This window comes from Acidobacteriota bacterium (assembly GCA_039028635.1).
GTDB lineage: Bacteria > Acidobacteriota > Thermoanaerobaculia > Multivoradales > JBCCEF01 > JBCCEF01.
Genome location: JBCCHV010000007.1, coordinates 101542 through 120843 on the forward strand (window position 1 = coordinate 101542; position 19302 = coordinate 120843).

Consider the following 19302-nt stretch of genomic DNA (forward strand, 5'->3'; position numbering starts at 1 on the left):
GCAAAGGATGAGTCCGTCATGAGTCAACACCCCACTGCCACCGCTCCGAGCCAAAGGCAGTTCCTGGGCCACCCGATCGGCCTGTGGAGCGTTTTCTGGACGGAGATGTGCGAGCGCCTCAGCTACTACGGCATGAGGGCCATCTTGATCCTCTTCATGGTTGCGACGGCGTCGGAAGGAGGCTTGGGCTACAGCACCGAGACCTCGGCCGCCATCTACGGTCTCTACACCGGCTTCGTGTACCTGCTGGCGCTACCTGGAGGCTGGATCGCGGACAAGCTCTGGGGACAGCGCCGGGCGGTCTTCGTGGGCGGCTGCATCATCGCCCTGGGCCATTTCTCGATGGCCTTCCACTCGGAGTTCTTCTTTTTCCTCGGCTTGATCCTGATCGTCATCGGCACCGGCCTCCTCAAGCCCAACGTGTCGACCATCGTCGGTGAGCTCTACCCGGAAGGCGGCGGGCGGCGCGACGCCGGGTTCTCGGTCTTCTACTCGGGGATCAACATCGGTGCCTTCGCCGGACCTCTGATCTGCGGCTACTTGGGAGAGAACGTCAACTGGCACCTCGGGTTTTCGGCCGCCGGCATCGTCATGGTGCTGGGGCTGATCTGGTACAAGATCTCCGAGAACTGGCTGGGCGATGCCGGTAACTACTCGGGCGGCGACCTCGGTACTCCCGAGTACTCGCAGCGCCGCAACGTCGCCTTCGCCGTGATGGGCGGAGTGCTGATCTTGCTGGTGGCCTTCGGCTATGCCGTCGAGCGCGGCATTTTCAACATCTCCCTGACGCAGATCGCCGAGAGCTTGACCGGCATCATCCTGCTCCTGGTGGCGGCATTCTTCGCCTATCTCCTGCTGCAGCCGAGCCTGTCGGGGATCGAGAAGAAGCGCCTCGGCGTGATCTTCTTCCTGTTCCTGGCGGTGGCCGTCTTCTGGAGCGGCTTCGAGCAGGCCGGGTCGTCGATGAATCTGTTCGCCGAGGACCACACCGATCGCATGATCGGCTCCTGGGAGATGCCGACCAGCTGGCTGCAGAGCGTCAACCCCCTCTTCATCATCATCCTGGCCCCCATCATGGGCATCCTGTGGACCAAGCTCGGCAGCCGCAGCCCGTCGATTCCCTTCAAGGCGTTTCTCGGTCTGGTCGGTCTGGCGGTGGGTTTCTTCGTCCTCGCCTGGGGCGCGGCGGGCACCGTCGAGGGTGGCAAGGTGAGCCCGAACTGGTTGGTGGTGACCTACTTCTTCCATACCGTCGGCGAGCTCTGTATCAGCCCCGTCGGTCTGTCGGCGATCACCAAGCTGGCGCCCAAGGATCGCGTCGGCCAGATGATGGGTGTCTGGTTCATCGGTACGGCGCTGGGCAACGTCTACGCCGGTTTGATCGCTGGTCGCCTGGAGGATCTCGATCCTCAGCCGTTGTTTTCGGCGGTCGGTCGCAATACCATCATCGCGGCCGCTGTCGCCCTGCTGCTGACGCCGGTCATACGAAAGCTCACCGGCGGAATCAAGTAGAGCGCCGGCTCTCTCGTCGCCGGGCGGCGATCGCCGCCGTGGGCAGTTGGTCAGGCGGGGTCCTCGGGGATCCCGCCTTTTTCGTCCGTTGAGTGGAGGATTCCCGATGTTCCTTTCGCGTCTTGCCGCCGGCCTGGCGATCGCCTTCATGGCGCTGCCGAGCTTGGCCGCCGAACCCCATCTCGCCGACATCACACAGCTCACCTTCGGCGGTGAGAATGCCGAGGCCTACTGGTCGCCGAATGGTGAAGAGCTGATCTTCCAGTCGACTCGACCGCCCTTCGGCTGCGATCAGATCTTCACCATGGAGGTTCCCGAGCTGGGGACTGCGGAGGCTCCCGAGGCGCGCCTGGTGTCGACCGGCAAGGGGCGCACCACCTGTGGCTACTTCACCTATCCCGACGGCGAACGGGTGATCTACTCCGCCACCGACCTGGGCGATGCGGCCTGCCCGGCGCCGCCGGATCGATCGCAGGGCTACGTCTGGCCGATCTACGACAGCTACGACATCTTCGTCGCCTGGCCCGACGGCAGCGATCGCGTGCGCCTGACGGACAGCCCGGCTTACGATGCCGAGGCCACCGTCTGTCCGCGCGATGGCTCGATCATCTTCACCTCCACCCGCGATGGCGATCTCGACCTCTATCGCATGGACTACGACGGCAGCAACGTCCAGCGCCTGACCCACGAGCCGGGTTATGACGGCGGCGCCTTCTTCTCACCGGACTGCTCGCACATCGTTTGGCGCGCCTCGCGGCCGGCGCCGGGGAAGGAGCTCGAGGACTACCAGGGGCTGCTGGCCCGCGGCCTGGTCCGCCCCGGCGAGCTCGAGCTGTGGGTGGCCAAGGCCGACGGCAGTGAAGCGCGCCAGATCACCTATCTGCGCTCGGGCACCTTCGCCCCTTACTTCCATCCCTCTGGTGAGCGCATCCTGTTCTCGACCAACTACGGCAGCGAGAGCCCGCGCGAGTTCGAGATCTGGGCCGTCGACGTCCAGGGGACGCGCCTCGAGCGCATCACCCGTTCGCCGGGTTTCGATGGCTTCCCGATGTTCTCGCCGGACGGTGGCCGCCTGGCCTTCGCCTCGAACCGCAATCAGGGTGAGCCGGGAGAGACCAACGTCTTCGTCGCCGCCTGGCGGGATGGTGAGATCGAGTTCGACGAGCGGGCTCCGGACCGTTTCCTGGAGAGCGTCGCCTGGCTCGCCGACGACGCCCGCGAAGGCCGCGGCATCGGTACCGCCGGGCTGGCTGCCTCCGGCGAGTGGATCGCCGAGCGCTTGCTCGCCTACGGTGCCGAGCCGGCGGGAACGGACTTTTGGCGGCAGCCCTTCGAAGTCGAGGTCGAGGTGCGCTTGGCGGAAGGCTCCGGGGTGGTCTTGAACGGCGAGCCGCTGGCGGCGGAGGCGTTTCGTCCGGCCGCCTTCTCGACCTCCGGAGAGATCGCCGGGGAGGTGGTGGCGGCAGGCTTCGGGATCACCGCCGAAGAGCTCTCAATCGACGACTATGCCGGTCTCGACGTCACCGGCAAGGTGGTGGCGGTGCGCCGCTTCGTTCCCGACGAGGGTTTCGACAAGGACGACGATCGGCGGCGCTACAGCGACCTGCGCTACAAGGCCTTCCAGGCTCGCGAGCGCGGTGCCGCCGCTCTGGTGATCGTCGATCTGCCGCCGCCGGGGGAGAACGGCGAGCTGCCCGAGGAGGCGCCCTTCCCGACCCTGCGGGTGGACTCGATGGGCGATGCCGGCCTGCCGGTGATCCACCTGCGACGCTCCGTGGGTGCCGCCCTGTTCGAAGGCGAGGGCCATCGCATGGAGCTCGACATCGAGCTGGCTCGGCGTTCCGAGACGGCCTTCAACGTGGTGGGCAAGATCTCCGCCGGAGCGGCCGAGGGCAACGCCGGTGCGGTGCTGCTGGGAGCCCACTACGACCATCTCGGGATGGGCGGCGGTGGCTCCCTCAGCCCGGATGCGAAGGAGCCCCACAACGGTGCCGACGACAACGCCTCCGGGGTGGCGGCGCTGATCGAGGCGGCTCGCATCCTGGGCGAACGGCGCCATGAGCTGGCGCGGGACGTCTATCTGGTGGCGTTCTCGGCCGAGGAAGCGGGGCTCCTGGGATCGACCCACTTCACCCGCTCGCCGCCCGGCGACCTGGCCCTCGATGAGCTGGTGGCGATGATCAACATGGACATGGTGGGCCGGCTGCGCAACAACCGCCTGACGGTCCTCGGGGGGGAGTCGGCGGTGGAGTGGGCCGAGGTCGTCGAACCGGCCTGCGACGGCGTCGGTCTCGGCTGCAGCTTGGGCGGCGACGGCTACGGCCCCTCCGATCAGACGCCCTTCTACGCCGCCGGCATTCCGGTGCTCCATCTCTTCACCGGGACCCACGACGACTACCACAAGCCGAGCGACGACACCGCCACCCTCAACGCCGCCGGCGGCGCGCAGATCGCCCTGCTGGCGGCGACTCTGGCGGAGTCGCTGGCCAATCGCGAGCAGCCGTTGACCCATCAGCAGCGGCCGCAGCCCTTGCCGGTCGGTGATTCGAGAAGCTACGGCGCTTCCCTCGGCACGATTCCGGACTACGCCGGCCCGCCCGGCGGCGGTCCCGGGGTGCTGCTGGCCGGTGTACGGCCCGGCAGTCCGGCCGATACGGCGGGCATTCAACGCGGCGACGTGCTGGTGTCGTTGGCCGGTCGCGCCGTCACCAGCATCTACGACTTCGTCTACATTCTGCGCGACTCGAAGCCCGGCCAGGAGGCCGCCGCGGTGGTGATTCGGGACGGCCGACGGGTCGAGCTCGAGGTGACCTTTGGCCGGCGCTCGCGCTGAATCGTCGGCGCTGGAGCTGTCGCGATGAATCTCGCCGGGCACCTGAACACCGTCAGCGAGCGTCTGCGGGTCTTTTTCTCGCCGGTGCCGGAACCGCCGGCCCGGCCCTGGAGCCTGACGGTGGAGGATCCGGACCTCGGGCCGGTGCTGTTGACCGGTCGCTTGAGCGAGCTCGACTCGTCGTCTCTGGTGGTGATCCTCCATGGCCTCGGCGGATGCTCCGAGAGTCACTACGCGCGCCGCGCGGCGCAGCAGATCCTGGCCTCCGGGGTGGCCTGCCTGCGGCTCAATTTGCGCGGCTCGGATCGCCTGGGAGAGGATTTCTACCACGCCGGCTTGACCACCGATCTGCACCAGGTGCTGGCTTCTCGCGAGCTGGCGTTCTATGACCAGATCTACGTGCTGGGGTTCTCTCTCGGCGGCCACGTCGCTCTGCGCGCCGCCACCGAGGCCTCGGACGAGCGCTGGCGTTCGGTGGCGGCGGTCTGCGCGCCGCTCGATCTGGCACCCTGCGCCCGCCTCCTCGACCGGCCTTCGGCGATCGTCTACCGCACCTATCTCCTCAACGGACTGAAGGACATCTACGGCGCCGTGGCGACCCGCCGGCCGGTGCCCCTGGAGCTCGCCGAGGCGCGCCGCATCCGCTCCCTGCGCGAGTGGGATGACCGCGTGGTGGCGCCCCGCCACGGCTTCGCGAACGGGGCGGACTACTACGCCCGGGCGAGCGTCGGCCCACGCCTCGGCGGCTTGCGGCGACAAGCCCTGCTGGTGCTGGCGGAGGACGACCCGATGGTGCCGGTCGCGGCCCTCGACGAGCGGCTGGCGGCGGCGCCGGCGGCCTTGAAGGTGCGGCGTCTGGCCTCCGGAGGGCACCTCGGCTTTCCTCGCTCGGCGGACCTCGGTTGGCCCGGGGAGGGCTTTGCCGCTCAGCTTCTGGGTTGGCTCCAGCGTTCCGCCAGCGAGGCCGCTCCGCAAGTCGTCGCAACACCACCGGAGGTCGGATCGTGAAGCGCTTCAAGCTCGAGAAGCTGCAGCGTCATCGGGACTTCGGTCTGCTGGTGGCGCGCCTCGGCTTGGGGGTGATGTTCATCCTCCACGGCTATCCCAAGATGCTCGGTGGACCCGAGAGCTGGCAGGGGCTCGGCAAGGCCATGGGGTATGTCGGTGTGGACTTCCTGCCGGCGTTCTGGGGCTTCGCGGCGGCCTTCGCCGAGCTCGTCGGGGGAGCCCTCCTGATCCTCGGCTGGTTCTTTCGTCCCGCCTGCCTTCTGCTCACCTTGACGATGGCGGTGGCGGCGACCATGCACCTGCGCAGCGGTGACGGCTTGGCGGCCGCTTCCCACGCCATCGAGGTGGGGGCGGTGTTCTTCGGGCTGCTCTTCGTTGGCCCTGGCAAGCACAGCGTCGATCAACGTTAGCGCTCGTCCGCTGGCCGAGTCAGCTCGACCGGCGGATCCGGGGTTGGTCTCGGCGGTCGCTTTCCGGGCGCCAGTCGTGGAGTAGCTCGGCGAGGCGCTCGGCGCCGTCCACCAGGCGCGGCCCCGGCCTAGAGAAGAGGCCGTTAGCGTCGACGGCGAAGACTTGGCGCTGGCGAACGGCGCGTAGGCCGGTCCAGCCGGGTCGGTCGCTGAGGGTCGCTGCCTGGCGCCGGGCCGCGAGCTCGTCGTAGCCGCAGGGCATCAACAAAAGAACGTCCGGATCGGCTTGCACGATCTCTTCCCATGCCGCTTCGCGGGAGGGCTCACCAGGTCCGGCGAGGGCATCGGAGCCGCCGGCGATGGCGATCATCTCGGGAACCCAGTGACCGCCGAGGAAGGGCGGATCGAGCCACTCGAGGGCCACCACCTGGGGCCTCCGTCGGCCGGCGACGCCCCGGCGCACCGCTTCGAGGCGCCGGCGCAGGTGTGCCACCAGGCTTGCGCCGGCTGCGACCCGATCGAGCTCGGCGGCGAGCCGTTCGAGGTCGGCGAAGACGCCTTCGAGGGTCTGTCCGTGGAGGGAGAACAGCTCCGGGCACGATGGCATCTGCGTCTCGAGCTGGGCCGAATCGACGGCGCACACCGGGCAGAGATCCTGGGTGATCACCAGGTCCGGACGCAGGCGGGCCAAGAGGGCGGTGTCGAGGCGCGACAGCTCGCCCCCTTCGGAGGCTGCCGCCTTGACCCGCTGGTCGATCTCCGCCGGCGTCAGGCCGGCCTCGAGGAGGGCGCCGGTGAGCTGCGGAAGGTCGCGGGCCGCGGCCGGATGGTCGCATTCGTGGCTGACCCCGACGAGGTCGCTCTGGGCACCGAGGGCGAAGACCATCTCGGTGCCTCCCGGAACCAGCGACACGATACGTCGGGCAGCCACCGTGCCCTTACTCCCAGCGCACCGCGTCGCCGAGGCGAATCTCGCCGTCGTCGAGGACCTCTGCGAAGACGCCGCCGCGCCACTCCGGCGACAGCGCCGCCCGCAGCCCCGGAGAGGCCTCGTCCATGCGCTCGCACGGGCGGGTCTCGCCGAGCACCCGTAGGCGACAGTCGCCAATGCGCAGCACCCGAAAGCGCGGTCCGGCGAGGGTCAGGCCGCGGATCAGCAAGTTGGCGCGGCGCGCCCGCGGGTCGACCTCGACGCCGAGCTCGTCGATCGCTCGCTGCCAGGCGGCGTCGTCGAGCAGGGTGACCTGGCGCCGGCCACCCTGGTCGGCATTGTCGGCCAGGCCACGGCCGGCGACCAGTCGCGCCGTCGGCTGCTCGTCCATCGGACCGAGCTTGGCGCGCTTGATCCAGATCTTCGCCAGCACGCCGTCGTCGGCCATCTCCGTCACTTGCCCTCGACGGTCTCGAAGACCGCGTCCGGGAGGGTGGCCGGGGCGGCGATCGGCGCCAGGCTGAGCTCGCGGTCGTCGCCGACCCGGAAGCGTCCGGGGGCGAGCTGAATAGCGCCATACTGGTCCCAGCCCTCCCAGCGCCAGACGGTGGGCTCAGTGTCCGGATCCTGGCTCTCGAGAACGTAGGCCCAGCGGTCCACCATGGAAGTCTCGCGATTGACGTAGATCCAATAGCGGTCGCCGGGGGTGAGACCGACTTCGCCAAAGGTCAGCAGGAGCTTGTCGTAGGTCTTGCCGTCAAGGGTCTCTTCACCATCCCAGGAGAGATTGACCCCGGGATCGCGCAGCTTGTAGGGGGCGAGCAGCCAGTAGGTGTCGTTGACCCAGGCGGCCCAGGCGTTCTCGAGCATCTCGTCGAGGGCCTCGCCGCGGACCTCCTCGCCGTCCTGCCAGGCGCGGCCCTGCTTGTCGTCGAGATCCATCAGGACGACGTACTGCTGGCCCTCGCGATTCTGGCCCTCGAGGCGGTAGCGGCCCTCGTAGCGGTCCCAAGAGTGGCTGCGGCGGCCGACGAAGTCGAAGGTCAGGTAGCGCGTCTGCTCCCAGGCCTCGGCGCCGCCGAGGGCGTCGAGCACCCGATCGGCGATCTCGTGGGCGCGGGCGTCGTCGGCGTGGACCGGGCCGACGAAGGCGGGAACGATCAAAAACAGGAGGGCGAGGGTGCCTCCGAGGGTGGCCTGAAAGGTCCGGCGCATGTTGGGTCTCCCTGCGGGTCGTGAATTGACGGTTGCCGGAGCGGCAAGACCCTGGGATCCTAGCAGCCCGTGGTGAAAGTTTGCGGGCCGCATTGGGAGCGATTGGGGCCGCGAGGGATGGGCCCAGGAGGAGGAGCGAGATGGCACCTGGTGAGAATCGTCTGGCCGCCGAGAGCAGCCCCTATCTGCTGCTGCACAAGAGCAATCCGGTGGATTGGTATCCCTGGGGCGACGAAGCCCTGGCGCGGGCGCGTCGCGAGGAGAAGCCGATCTTTCTCTCCGTCGGCTACTCGACCTGCTATTGGTGCCATGTGATGGAGCGCGAGTCGTTCTCCAACCCCCAGCTAGCGGCGCTGATGAATCGCGATTTCGTCAACATCAAGCTCGATCGCGAGGAGCGGCCCGATCTCGACGAGGTCTACATGGCGGCGACCCAGATCCTGAGCGGCCAAGGGGGGTGGCCGAACTCGGTCTTTCTGACGCCGGACCTCAAGCCCTTCTATGCCGGCACCTACTTTCCGCCCGAGGACCGCTACGGGCGGCCCGGCTTCGGCAGCCTGCTGAAGGGCCTGGCGCGCGCCTGGCGAGAGCGGCGCAAGGATGTCGAGATGCAGGCCGAAGAGGTCGCCGAAGCGATGGCGAAGTTTCTCGGTGGCCGCTTCGGTGTCGGCGCCGCGCCGCCGGCCCTGGCGGTGGTGGAGCAGTGCGAGCGCTCCCTCGAGGAGTCCTTCGATCCGCAGTGGGGTGGCTTCGGCGACGCCCCGAAGTTCCCGTCGCCGTCGAACCTACTCTTCTTGCTCGATCGCCTGGCCCATTCGCCGGCCGCCGAACCGCTCCTCGCCACCACCCTCGACCGGATGGCGCGGGGCGGCATCTACGACCACCTCGGCGGTGGCTTCCACCGCTACGCGACGGATCGCCAGTGGAAAGTTCCCCACTTCGAGAAGATGCTCTACGACAACGGCTTGCTGCTCGAGGTCTACGGCCGCTGGAGCGAGCAGCGGGACGATCCTCAGGCGGCCTTTCTGATGCGTCAGACGGCGGCATTCCTGGGGCGCGAGATGACCGCTCCGGAGGGCGGCTTCTGGAGTGCCCTCGATGCCGAGACGGAGGGTCGCGAAGGGGCCTTCTACGGCTGGAGCGAGGCCCAGCTCCGGGAGGTACTCGACGGTGAGGAGTTCGACTTCCTGGCCCCGCTCCTCGGTTTTTCCGGATCACCCTTCTTCGAGGACGAGCATTGGGTGCTGCACCTGCCGGAGCCCCTCGACGCGGTCGCCGCCGAGCGGCGCCTGGAGCGCGCCGAGCTGTGGGCCGAGATGGAGCCATTGGTCGAGCGCCTGTGGCAGGCGCGGGAGCAGCGACCCCGACCGCTGACCGACGACAAGGTGCTCACCGACTGGAACGGCACCGCCATCGCCGGGTTGGCCCGGGCCGGTGGTGCCCTCGGTGAGGCCGGACTGGTCGAGCAGGCGAAGGGAGCGGCGCAGTTCGTCCTCGATGAGCTCTGGGCCGAGGGCGGACCCTTGCTCCACACCTGGCGGCGGGGCGAAGCCAAGATCGCCGCTTTCCTGGCCGACTATGCCTTCCTGGCGCGGGGACTGCTCGAGCTCGATCGCGTCGACCCGGAGGGCCCCTGGTTGGCGGCGGCAGTGCGCTCGACGGAGGAGCAGATCAGCCGCCTGCGAGCCCCCGCCGGTGGCTTTTTCGTCGCCGCCGAAGCGGACGACCTGATCCTGCGCTCGCGCGATGTCTTCGATGGTGCCCTGCCGGCCGCCAACGCGGCGGCCGTCGACAACCTCCTGCGCCTCGCCGAGAGAACCGGAGAGGAGCGTTGGCGGGCCGAGGCGGAGGCGGCGTTGGCGGCCCGCGGGCCGCAGGTCGCCGCGGTGCCGCAGGCTGCTCGCGGCCTGTGCGCCGCCCTCTGGCGCGGTTCCCACCACGCGGCGGGGGAGGCGAAGCCGGTCGAGATCGAAGTCGTCTTCGCAGAGCCGCGGGGCGAGGAACGAGCCTTCGAGGTGGTCCTCGAGATTGCCGCCGGCTGGCATCTCGACGCTCCCTCCGGCGAGGCTCCAGGCGATGCCGGGCGAGCTCCCGTGGCGCTCCTCGCCGCTGGCGGAGAGCTCCTCGAGGTCGATTGGCCGGTCGCCGAAGAGTCTGCCGCCGGCGCCATTTATCGCGGCTCCGTTCGGGTGCGGGGACGGCTCCGCCAGACGGCGTCGGAGGCAACCCTCGAGGTTCGGTATCAACCGTGCGATGAGCAGCGCTGCCTGCTCCCCGCCACCTTCGTCGCCAGCCTTCCGCAGTAAGCGGCAACGCCGTCGTGACGTCCCTATGGCGGCCCCTTGACAAAAGATATGCTCATCATTAGTATAAGTGCGTCGGCTTCGGCCGCAAATTTTTTGGCTCTACAAATACTCTGATTGAGCATAAGGAGCGAACGATGACCTCTCTCGCCTACACCCCGGAAGTGGCCCATCGGATGGCCCCCGTCTACGAGCGGCTGCAGGCAGTCATCCCGGAGGTTGAGTGGCCGATCCACGCCCCCTACGTGGCCGCCATCCGCGAGCTCAAGAAGCAGCGCAATGCGGTGGTCCTGGCGCACAACTACCAGACCCCGGAGATCTTTCATGGGGTTGCCGACCTGATGGGTGACTCTTTGGCCCTGGCGCGCCAGGCGGCGGAGACGGATGCCGACGTGATCGTGCTCTGCGGCGTCCACTTCATGGCCGAGACGGCCAAGATCCTGAGTCCGGAAAAAACTGTCCTGATCCCCGATTCGAGGGCCGGCTGCTCCCTCGCCGAGTCGATCACGGCGGCCGATATCCGCCTGCTGCGGGAGCGCTATCCGGACGCCCCGGTGGTGACCTATGTCAATACCTCCGCGGCGGTGAAGGCGGAGTCGGACATTTGCTGCACCTCGGCCAACGCCGTCGAGGTGGTCGAATCCCTCGGCGTGCCGCGGGTGATCTTCCTGCCGGACGAGTATCTCGGTCAGTACGTCGCCACCCAGACGGACGTCGAGGTGATCCTCTGGAAAGGCCACTGCGAGGTGCACGAGCGCTTCACGCCGGAGGAGATCCGGTCCTATCGCGAGCGCTTCGATCAGCTCACCGTGCTGGCCCATCCGGAGTGTCCGCCGGAAGTGCTGGCGGAGGCCGACTACGTGGGCTCGACCTCGGGCATGATCCAGCACGTCGGCGAGTGCGGCTCGAGCCGGGTGGTGATGATCACCGAGTGCTCGATGAGCGACAACGTCGCGATCCATCATCCCGACGTCGAGTTCATTCGGCCGTGCAATCTCTGCCCGCACATGAAGCGCATCACGCTGCCCAAGATCCTGCGCTCCCTGGAGGAGCTCGAGGACCGGGTCGAGGTCGATCCGGCGGTGGCCGAAAAGGCTCGCCTGGCGGTCGAGCGGATGCTGGCCGTCGGTCGCGGGCAAGGGCGATGAGCGGACGCCTCGGGCGGCGCCATGCGGATGTCCTGGTGGTGGGGTCCGGCGTCGCCGGTCTGAGCGTCGCCCTGGGATGTGCGCCGCGCACCGTGACCGTTCTCACCAAGGCCCGCCTCGGCGGCGACGGCTCGAGCGCCTGGGCGCAGGGTGGAGTGGCGGCGGCCGTCGGCCAGGACGACTCACCGGCCCGCCATCGGGATGACACCCTGGCCGTCGGAGCCGGTCTCGGAGATGCCGAGCGGGTCGAGATTCTGACCCGCGAAGGGCCGGCTCGCATCGCTTCCCTGATCGCCCTCGGCGCCCGGTTCGACCGTAGTCCGAGCGGCGCTCTGGCCCTCGGGCGGGAGGCGGCCCACAGCCGACGTCGGATTCTCCATGCCGGTGGTGACGCCACCGGAGCCGAGCTCATGCGGACCCTGGTCTCAGCGGTCGAGGAGACGCCTCGGATCCGCGTCGTCGAGCACACCATGGCCATCGATCTGTTGGTCGCCGACGGACGAGTAGTGGGGGTGCGCACGATGGATCCGGAAGGGCGCCTGGTGGACTACGACGCGGCGGCGGTGGTGCTGGCGAGTGGTGGCTACGGTCAGCTCTATCGTTGGACCACCAATCCCCTCGAGGTCACGGGCGATGGTTTGGCGATGGCGGCGCGCGCCGGCGCGGTGCTGGTCGACCTCGAGTTCATGCAGTTTCATCCCACCGCGCTGGCGGTGCCCGGCGGTCGGGAATCAGGTCCGCTGCCCCTCCTCACGGAGGCCCTGCGCGGTGAAGGGGCGGTGCTGATCGACGATCGCGGCGAACGCTTCATGAGTACGATCCACCGTGCTGCCGAGCTGGCGCCGCGGGACGTCGTGGCGCGCGCCATCGGGGCGCGGTTGGCGGCCGGTCGACAGGTGTTTCTCGATCCCCGGCAGGCGATCGGCGATCGCCTGCCGGAGCGCTTTCCGTCGGCCTTTCGGGCGGCGTCCGAGGCCGGTCTCGACCCATCACAGGAGCCACTGCCGGTGGTGCCGGCGGCTCACTACGCGATGGGGGGACTCGATGTCGACGTCAACGGTCGCACTTCCTTGCCCGGCCTTTGGGCTTGCGGCGAGGTGGCTTCGACCGGGGTCCACGGCGGCAACCGCCTGGCCAGTAACTCATTGCTCGAAGGGCTGGTGTTCGGAGCTCGGGTGGCGGGCGATCTCGGACCGCGCTTGATGGCGGTGCCGGCGGGCGCCGCCGGTACTTCCCGGCGGTCCGGTCCGGGCCGCGATGCGCCAGGAGTGCGGTCGGCTGTGCGCGATCTCGCCTGGGAGGCCCTGGGACTGCGCCGGAGCGCGGCTCCGCTGGCGGCCGTCGGGCCGCGTCTGGCCGAGCTCGAGGCCGAGCTGCCGGCGCTGGCGGAGAGCTCCTTCGCCAGCCTCGAGACACGCAATCTCCTCACCGTCGGAGGCTTGGTGGCCGCCGCCGCCTTGGCGCGCCGCGAGAGTCGCGGGGCCCATTTCCGCGAGGACTTCCCAGAAGCCGATTCGAGCTGGCGACGTCGCCAGCGCTGGATGTTGCGGCGGGGAGGGTTCGAAGCCGCCGCCGCGGTGCCCGCGCGCACCCTGGCCCGAGGTCGGCGATGAGCACTGCCCCTGCGCTCTTTTCCCTGCAGTACGAAGATCTACTGCGGCGCTGCTTGCGCGAGGACCTGGGACGGGCTGGCGACCTGACGACGGACGCCATCGTGCCGACGGGGACGACGGCCGAAGGGCTGGTCGTGGCTCGCCAGGCGGGCCGTATCGCCGGCCTCGAGGCCAGCCTGACCGCTTTCCGCCTGCTCGATCCCGCAGTGGAGATCGAGATCCGCCAGCGGGATGGTGCCGACGCCGAGGCCGGCACCGTCCTGGCGCGGCTGCGCGGCGACGGCCGGGCGCTGTTGGCCGCCGAGCGCACCGCCCTCAATCTCCTCGGCCGTCTGTGCGGTATCGCCACCACCACTCGCGACCTGGTGGCGGTAGTGCAGCCGCACGGTGCTCGAGTGGCCTGCACCCGCAAGACCACGCCCGGTCTGCGGCTGCTCGAGAAGCGCGCCGTGCTCCTCGGAGGGGGCTCCAATCATCGCTTTGGTCTCGACGATGCGGTGCTGATCAAGGACAACCACATCGTGCTCGCCGGCGGCGTGCAATCCGCCATCGAGCGGGCGAAGGGCGCCGTCGGCCATCTGGTCAAGGTCGAGGTCGAGGTCGACGACCTCGAGCAACTCGCCGAGGCTCTGGCGGTGGGTGTCGACGCCGTCCTGCTCGACAACATGTCTCCGGAGACGCTGCGCCGAGCCGTGGCGATGGTCGATGGTCGAGCCATCACCGAGGCCTCCGGAGGGATTCGGCCGGAGACTGCGGCGGCGATTGCCGCCACCGGCGTCGATCTGCTGTCCGTTGGCTGGCTGACCCACAGCGCGCCGGCTCTCGATGTCGCACTCGATTTGGTTCTCGGCGATCCCTGAATGGTGACTCTCGCCCTCCCAAAGGTCATGGAACCTGCGGCGTGATCCGTCACCTGCGCTCCTCGCCAAAGGCCCCGCACGGCGTTGTCGTGGCGCCGACCGATGCCTTGCATCTTCTGCAACCTGCGACCTTTTGCCGAGAGATCTGGTGACAAGCTCGGGCGAGCGGTCGGCAAACGGTACCCGCAACGAGTAGACTACGGTCCATGTCCGAGTCCCTCGTCCAGATCGGAGCCAAAGCGCCGGCGCCTCGTCCCAAGACCGGCGCCGAGAAGGTTGTCCAACTCGGCGCTCAGGCAGCGTCGCCGTGCGCTCCGCCGAAGGTAGAGAAGCTGGTCAAGATCGGTGCCGAAGCGCCGCCGCGTCGCGAGCCCCGCCCCGACTGGCTCAAGGTTCGCCTCGCCACGCCGTCGGAGTACCACAAGGTGCGGCGGTTGGTGGAGAAGCTCAACCTCAACACGGTGTGCGAAGAGGCGCGCTGCCCGAACATCTATGAGTGTTGGGGGCAGCACGGCACGGCGACCTTCATGATCCTGGGGGACATCTGCACCCGCCGCTGCGGCTTCTGCGCCGTCGCCACCGGGCGTCCGAAGAAGGGCGTCGACGTCGACGAGCCGGACCACGTCGCCGAAGCGGTGGAGACCATGGGGTTGCGCCACGCCGTGATCACCTCGGTCGACCGGGACGACCTGCCGGACGGTGGAGCGGAGCACTTCGCCAACGTCATCGATGCGATCCACGAACGCAACCCGGAAACCGCGGTCGAGGTGCTGACCCCCGATTTTCGCGGTGTCGGCGAGGCCCTCGACATCGTCCTGGGAGCTCGGCCGGAGGTGTTCTCCCACAACATGGAGACGGTGCCCCGGATGTATCGCAAGGCGCGCCCCGGCTCGCGCTACGAGCGCTCCCTCGACTTGCTCGCCGACGCTTCCCGGCGGCGCGAGGCGGGAGAGTACGACGGTCGCGTCAAAACTGCGCTGATGATGGGCATCGGCGAGACCGACGACGAGATCCGCACGACCTTGGAAGACATCCGCTGCGCCGGGGTCGAAATCGTCACCCTCGGCCAGTATCTGCAACCGACCAAGCAGCATCTGCCGGTCGATCGTTGGGTCTCGCCTGCGGAGTTCGATGAGCTGCGCAGCTACGCCCTCGGTCTCGGCTTCGACCACTGCGAGGCCGGTCCGCTGGTGCGCTCCAGCTACCACGCCCACGAGCATGTCAAGGGAGCCGCTGCGGCCCGCTCCTAAGCGCGTTTATCGCCTCGAGACAACCCTCCGCGAGGGAATTCGACAGATTTCGGAACTGTTGTCTCCCCTTCGCGGTCGGTCCGCACTGAAGCTTTTTGGTAATAGTCTGTAGGTATTCCGGGGAGCTTGTGCTCCAAAGATTGCGGACCCGGGGAGGCTCAGGAGACTGACTGTCGCCCGGCGTCGGAATCTTCGGCGCCGATCTTGGATACTTCTTTCCTGAATCCTCAGGCTATTCCAAGATCAGCGCGTATACTTGTAAATCCTTGTGTATGTGTTTCGAGTTGCTCGGTTTCATCGAGTGGCATAAAATATGTCACATAAGAGATTATTCTGAAATTTGTTCTTTGCTGTCTCAGATCGTCGTTGTCCGGTAACAACTGTTGTAACAGCGGGCGCCGAACGCCAATCCCGGCCGTTCGGATGATCCGCCAAGGGGAGATTTCGTTATGCGTTCTTTTCAAGCCCTCCATCGCCTGTTCGCCGTCGCTCTCATCGTCTCGGCCCTGATTCTCCTGCCGGTCGGCGTCACCCTCGCCGAAGAGGCGCCTGCGGAAACCGCCTCGAGTGAGCAGAAAGACGACCAGAGCAGCAGCCTTCTGAACGATGCCGTGGAGTGGCTGATCGAGATGTTCTCGCCGCACGATACCGAGCGCGGCCCGAAGATCGATCCGATGGGGTGATCTCGGGGGGCGGGGCGGACGGCATTCCCGCGGAGCAAGGCGGAAACAGATACTCCTGAAGGTGGATCCTGGGTTGGTCGGCATGGTAGAGTTCTGCCGGGTCCAGTGTATTTCGAGGATTCCTTCGGATGGAGGTAAAGAGGTTTCCCATGTCGGGGCAGCATCCCAGTCGTTCCAAGCTCCTGAGCTATCTCTTGGCGGACCTTTCGTCCGTCGAGATGTCTCAGGTGGTTCGCCATCTGGCGGGCGGCTGCGAGCAGTGCGCCTCGAACATCGAGCTTCACCCCAACGGGAACCGTCCGACCCCCGAAACCCGCCCCGGTAGCTGGCACTCGGCGGCTGAGCAGTTCGGCGGGGCGTTCGAGGAAGTTTTCGATCAGGTGCTCGATCGGGTTCGCTCTTCCGGCTGCGGTGCATTGGAAGTCATGCCGGCGGATCGACAGCGACTCACCGCGCTGCACGATCTGCCCTTCGGTCGGCAGCGCCTGCTGGTTCAGAACAGCACCTCCTACCACGCCCCCGGCACGGTCTTGGCTCTTCTCGCCGAAAGCTGGTCGATTCGCTTCGAAGCACCGGCCAGAATGCTGGAGCTGGCAGAGCTTGCGGTGGTTTGCTCGCTGAGCTGTGGCGGTTCTCAGCAGGGCGGTGGCTCACTACACGGTGGGAGCGAGTCGCTGGATCAATCTCTGGTGTCCGATCTCAGGGCACGAAGCTTCGCGTTGAAGGCCAACGCTCTTCGTATCGGTGGCGACATCCGAGCCGCTCGTGAAGCCTTGGACGAGGCCGAACGCTGGCTGCTGCAGGGAAGCGGTGGCCCGCGAGAGGTTGCCGAGCACCTCGAGGTGAGGGCAATTCTCTCGGCCTATGGGTCGGCGAATCCGGAGGCCATCGCGGCGTTGCGCATGGCGATCGCCCTCTATCGCGCCTGCGGCGAGGGGCACTTGATGGGGCGAGCCTTGCTCAACCTTGGCTACCTGCTCAGCCGACAGGGTGACTTCAACGCCGAAGTCGAGCTCGTCCAGGAGGCCCTCAGCCACCTCGACGCGCAGCTCGAGCCGACCCTGGTTCTGGCCGGCTGGCACAACCTGCTGCACTCTTTGCACAGCATGGGCCGGAATCGTGAAGCGCTCAAGCTGCTGGCTCAAGCGCGACCGCTATACCTGGAAGTCGGTGACCGCATGTCGCTGGTTCGTTTCCAGTGGCTCGAGGGCCTGATCGCCGAGTCCCTTGAACGGTTCGAGCAGGCCGAGGGCTGCTATCAAGAGGTGCGCAAGCGCTTCGTAGAGGCGTCGGTGCCGATCGATGCCGCGCTCGCTTCCCTCGACCTCGCGGCTCTGTTGCTCAAGCAGGAACGCCACGCCGAGGTGATGCGCCTGAGCAGCGAAATGCTGAGTGTTTTTCGTGCCCATCAGGTCGAAGAAGAGGCTCTGGCGGCGCTGATCTTGCTGAGTCAGGCGGCCAAGCGGCGCGAGCTGACGGTGGCTGTCCTGAACGAGGTCGGCGAGCGTCTCGACCGCGTTCAAGCTTCCTCCTAGCTTTTCCCTCAAATCAAGTTTCATGAACGATTTGCCGCCGGCCCTGGCGGCGGTCTAGAATGAGGAGCGGTGGACGCCGGAGAATTCCTGATCCCAGGAGCTTCGGGTCGCGCCCGAGAACCATGACGACATCCAATTTGCGAGTCAGGCCTCTGGACGAGCTCGATCTCGAGGCCATCGGGGACATCGACGAGCGCATCTCCGGTCTCTATCGGCCGGATTATTGGGAGCGTCGGGTGGGTTATTACCTGCGCCGAGACCCGGATGCGTCGCTGGTCGCCGAGCTCGATGGCCGGGTCGTGGGATTCATGTTCGGCGAAGTGCGATCGGGTGAGTTCGGCCTCGACGAGGCCACCGGCTGGATCGAGGTGCTGGGCGTCGACCCGGACTGCCGCGGCCGAGACGTCGGGCGCTCGATGGCGGATCGCATGTGTGAGCACTTCCGTGCCCGTGGAGCAGTGGCGGTGCGCACCTTCGTCGATGACGAGCGCGACGACCTCGGGGGCTTTTTCTCCGCCCTGGGCTTCGAGCCGGCATCCCTGCGCCCCTACGTGCGGTCCTTGTGATCGGGACCTTCTCCGGCGACGAGCCGAGCGGAGTTCCGAGACGTATGATTTGTTGCGAGCTCTAGACGACCTAGCGAGGAAGATATGAAGACGAGAAGCTGCACTCTTCCGAAGACGTACCACGATGCCGTGCTGCGCTGGCGCGATGCCTATCTTCCCGACTATGGCTTCTTGATGGACAACTGGGAGAAGCACTTCCCGAAGGATCAGCGCTTCGAGCTCTGCGCCTACCGTGAGCTCGGCATCTGCAACGAGATCGAGTGCGGCGACAACGAGGGCAATCCGAAGGTCGAGAAGGCAGCAGATCTGGCGCCGGAGCAGGCGAAGCACCTGCTGGGTGCTATCCGAGCTCAGGCGAGCACCGAGTTCGGCTCGATCCAGCAGCATCGTCTGACGCTGGCGCGGGCCCAGGAGGAGGAAGAGCAGTTCTGGGTGCTTCGCATGATGGCCGAAGAGCTGCGCCACGGCTACCAGATGCTCCATCTGCTGCTCGACGACGACTGGTCCTCGGTGTCTCAAGAGAGCAGCGCCGACATGGTCGAGGAGATCCTCTCCATGACCACCGGATCGCACGTGTTGTCGGCCTTCAATATCGAGTTCGATTCCTTCGTCGACAACGTCGTCTTCTGTGCCTTGATCGATCGCGTCGGCAAGTATCAGCTCGCCATGCAGAAAGTCAGCGCCTACAAGCCGATGGCCGAGTCGATGCCGCAGATGCTGCGGGAAGAGGCCTTCCACCTGGCGGCCGGCGTGGTGCCGATGCGGCGCTGGGCGACGCAGGCGGCCAAGGGCGACATCTACGTCTCCATGGCGATGCTGCAGAAGGCGATCAACAAGTGGTTGCCGCGGGGTGCCGAGATGTTCGGTGACGAGCGTGGCGGCGGCACCAACGTACGCTTCGGTCTCAAGCCGATGAAGAACGGCGAGGCCCAGGACAAGTACTGGAAAGAGGTCGAGAAGCTGGTGCGGGACATCAACCTGCGCTACGTGCGAGCACGCCTCGAAGACCTCGATCGCAAGCAGTCTCTGGGAGTGGTGGACCAGCTCGAAAAGGGCAGCTCCTCCCACGGCATCCAGCCGGAGGATGTTCTTCACATGCCGGACAAGGGCTTCTTCCGGCGTCGCGGCGTCCCGGCCTTCGAGATGATCGGTCAGGACGGTCGGCGCTTCGACGACTTCGATGCCTACGTCCGCCACCTCGGCGACTGTTTGCCCGAGTCCTACCTCGCCAGCCAGGACTTCAAGGGCTACCTCGAGACCCTCCGCAAGGTCTCCTCCGGCGAGATCGAAAGCGGCCAAGCGGCGCGGCAGATGCCGACGCTGCGGCGCGTCGGAGGTTCCTGCCCGTGCTCGAAGTCGGTTCGCTGGGTGGTCGACGAGCCACGCCTCGAGCCGCCGGCGATGGCCGAGGCCTCGGCCTGAGGCCAGCGCGAGA

General features: G+C 67.3%; 16 protein-coding genes. 13 read left to right on the forward strand and 3 right to left on the reverse strand.

All coding sequences use genetic code 11. The features are described 5' to 3' along the window. The first annotated feature begins 18 nt into the window (after window positions 1-18). The 4 genes from AAF604_05015 (at window position 19) to AAF604_05030 (ending at window position 5763) form a co-directional block, all read left to right on the forward strand. Window positions 19-1512, forward strand: coding sequence for a peptide MFS transporter (locus AAF604_05015; protein MEM7048994.1), 1494 nt, complete (start codon window positions 19-21; stop codon window positions 1510-1512). A 106-nt stretch (window positions 1513-1618) separates the two neighbouring features. Next, window positions 1619-4345 carry a M20/M25/M40 family metallo-hydrolase gene (locus tag AAF604_05020; GenBank protein ID MEM7048995.1) on the forward strand — a complete coding sequence of 909 codons (2727 nt, stop codon included), beginning with the start codon at window positions 1619-1621 and terminating at the stop codon, window positions 4343-4345. 24 nt (window positions 4346-4369) lie between these two features. After that, window positions 4370-5353, forward strand: a complete 984-nt coding sequence (locus AAF604_05025; GenBank protein MEM7048996.1) for an alpha/beta fold hydrolase — start codon at window positions 4370-4372, stop codon at window positions 5351-5353. Next, complete coding sequence (locus AAF604_05030; GenBank protein ID MEM7048997.1) at window positions 5350-5763, forward strand: DoxX family protein; 414 nt, start codon at window positions 5350-5352, stop codon at window positions 5761-5763. The genes AAF604_05025 and AAF604_05030 overlap by 4 nt, the downstream gene beginning before the upstream one ends. A gap of 19 nt (window positions 5764-5782) precedes the next feature. On the opposite strand, the gene AAF604_05035 is transcribed toward AAF604_05030, so the two are convergent. The 3 genes from AAF604_05035 to AAF604_05045 are packed head-to-tail and all read right to left on the reverse strand — an operon-like array spanning window position 5783 to window position 7909. Further along, window positions 5783-6694 (reverse strand): cobalamin-binding protein, encoded by a 912-nt coding sequence (locus tag AAF604_05035; protein ID MEM7048998.1) that lies wholly within the window; start codon window positions 6692-6694, stop codon window positions 5783-5785. A gap of 7 nt (window positions 6695-6701) precedes the next feature. Continuing rightward, a complete protein-coding gene (locus AAF604_05040) occupies window positions 6702-7142 on the reverse strand; it encodes an MOSC domain-containing protein (protein MEM7048999.1) in 441 nt (146 codons plus the stop codon). Window positions 7143-7147: 5 nt separating this feature from the next. Then, on the reverse strand, window positions 7148-7909 hold the full coding sequence (locus AAF604_05045) for a hypothetical protein (GenBank protein MEM7049000.1): 762 nt from the start codon (window positions 7907-7909) through the stop codon (window positions 7148-7150). Window positions 7910-8049: 140 nt separating this feature from the next. Here AAF604_05045 and AAF604_05050 point away from each other — a divergent pair, with 140 nt between their 5' ends. The 9 genes from AAF604_05050 to AAF604_05090 all read left to right on the forward strand — a co-directional run bounded on the left by AAF604_05050 (window position 8050) and on the right by AAF604_05090 (window position 19289). Continuing rightward, a complete protein-coding gene (locus AAF604_05050) occupies window positions 8050-10215 on the forward strand; it encodes a DUF255 domain-containing protein (GenBank protein ID MEM7049001.1) in 2166 nt (721 codons plus the stop codon). Between the two features lie 134 nt (window positions 10216-10349). Beyond that, a complete protein-coding gene (gene nadA / locus AAF604_05055) occupies window positions 10350-11360 on the forward strand; it encodes a quinolinate synthase NadA (GenBank protein ID MEM7049002.1) in 1011 nt (336 codons plus the stop codon). Continuing rightward, a complete protein-coding gene (locus AAF604_05060; protein ID MEM7049003.1) occupies window positions 11357-12973 on the forward strand; it encodes an L-aspartate oxidase in 1617 nt (538 codons plus the stop codon). The genes nadA and AAF604_05060 overlap by 4 nt, the downstream gene beginning before the upstream one ends. Then, window positions 12970-13833: a carboxylating nicotinate-nucleotide diphosphorylase gene (gene nadC, locus AAF604_05065; protein ID MEM7049004.1), complete on the forward strand. Its 864-nt coding sequence runs from the start codon at window positions 12970-12972 to the stop codon at window positions 13831-13833. The genes AAF604_05060 and nadC overlap by 4 nt, the downstream gene beginning before the upstream one ends. A gap of 206 nt (window positions 13834-14039) precedes the next feature. Then, window positions 14040-15083 carry a lipoyl synthase gene (lipA, locus tag AAF604_05070; GenBank protein MEM7049005.1) on the forward strand — a complete coding sequence of 348 codons (1044 nt, stop codon included), beginning with the start codon at window positions 14040-14042 and terminating at the stop codon, window positions 15081-15083. Window positions 15084-15532: 449 nt separating this feature from the next. Beyond that, window positions 15533-15766, forward strand: a complete 234-nt coding sequence (locus AAF604_05075; protein MEM7049006.1) for a hypothetical protein — start codon at window positions 15533-15535, stop codon at window positions 15764-15766. 149 nt (window positions 15767-15915) lie between these two features. Beyond that, window positions 15916-17301, forward strand: a complete 1386-nt coding sequence (locus tag AAF604_05080; GenBank protein ID MEM7049007.1) for a tetratricopeptide repeat protein — start codon at window positions 15916-15918, stop codon at window positions 17299-17301. Window positions 17302-17423: 122 nt separating this feature from the next. Further along, complete coding sequence (locus AAF604_05085; protein ID MEM7049008.1) at window positions 17424-17867, forward strand: GNAT family N-acetyltransferase; 444 nt, start codon at window positions 17424-17426, stop codon at window positions 17865-17867. Window positions 17868-17951: 84 nt separating this feature from the next. After that, on the forward strand, window positions 17952-19289 hold the full coding sequence (locus AAF604_05090; GenBank protein MEM7049009.1) for a Phenylacetic acid catabolic protein: 1338 nt from the start codon (window positions 17952-17954) through the stop codon (window positions 19287-19289). The last annotated feature ends 13 nt before the right edge of the window (window positions 19290-19302 follow it).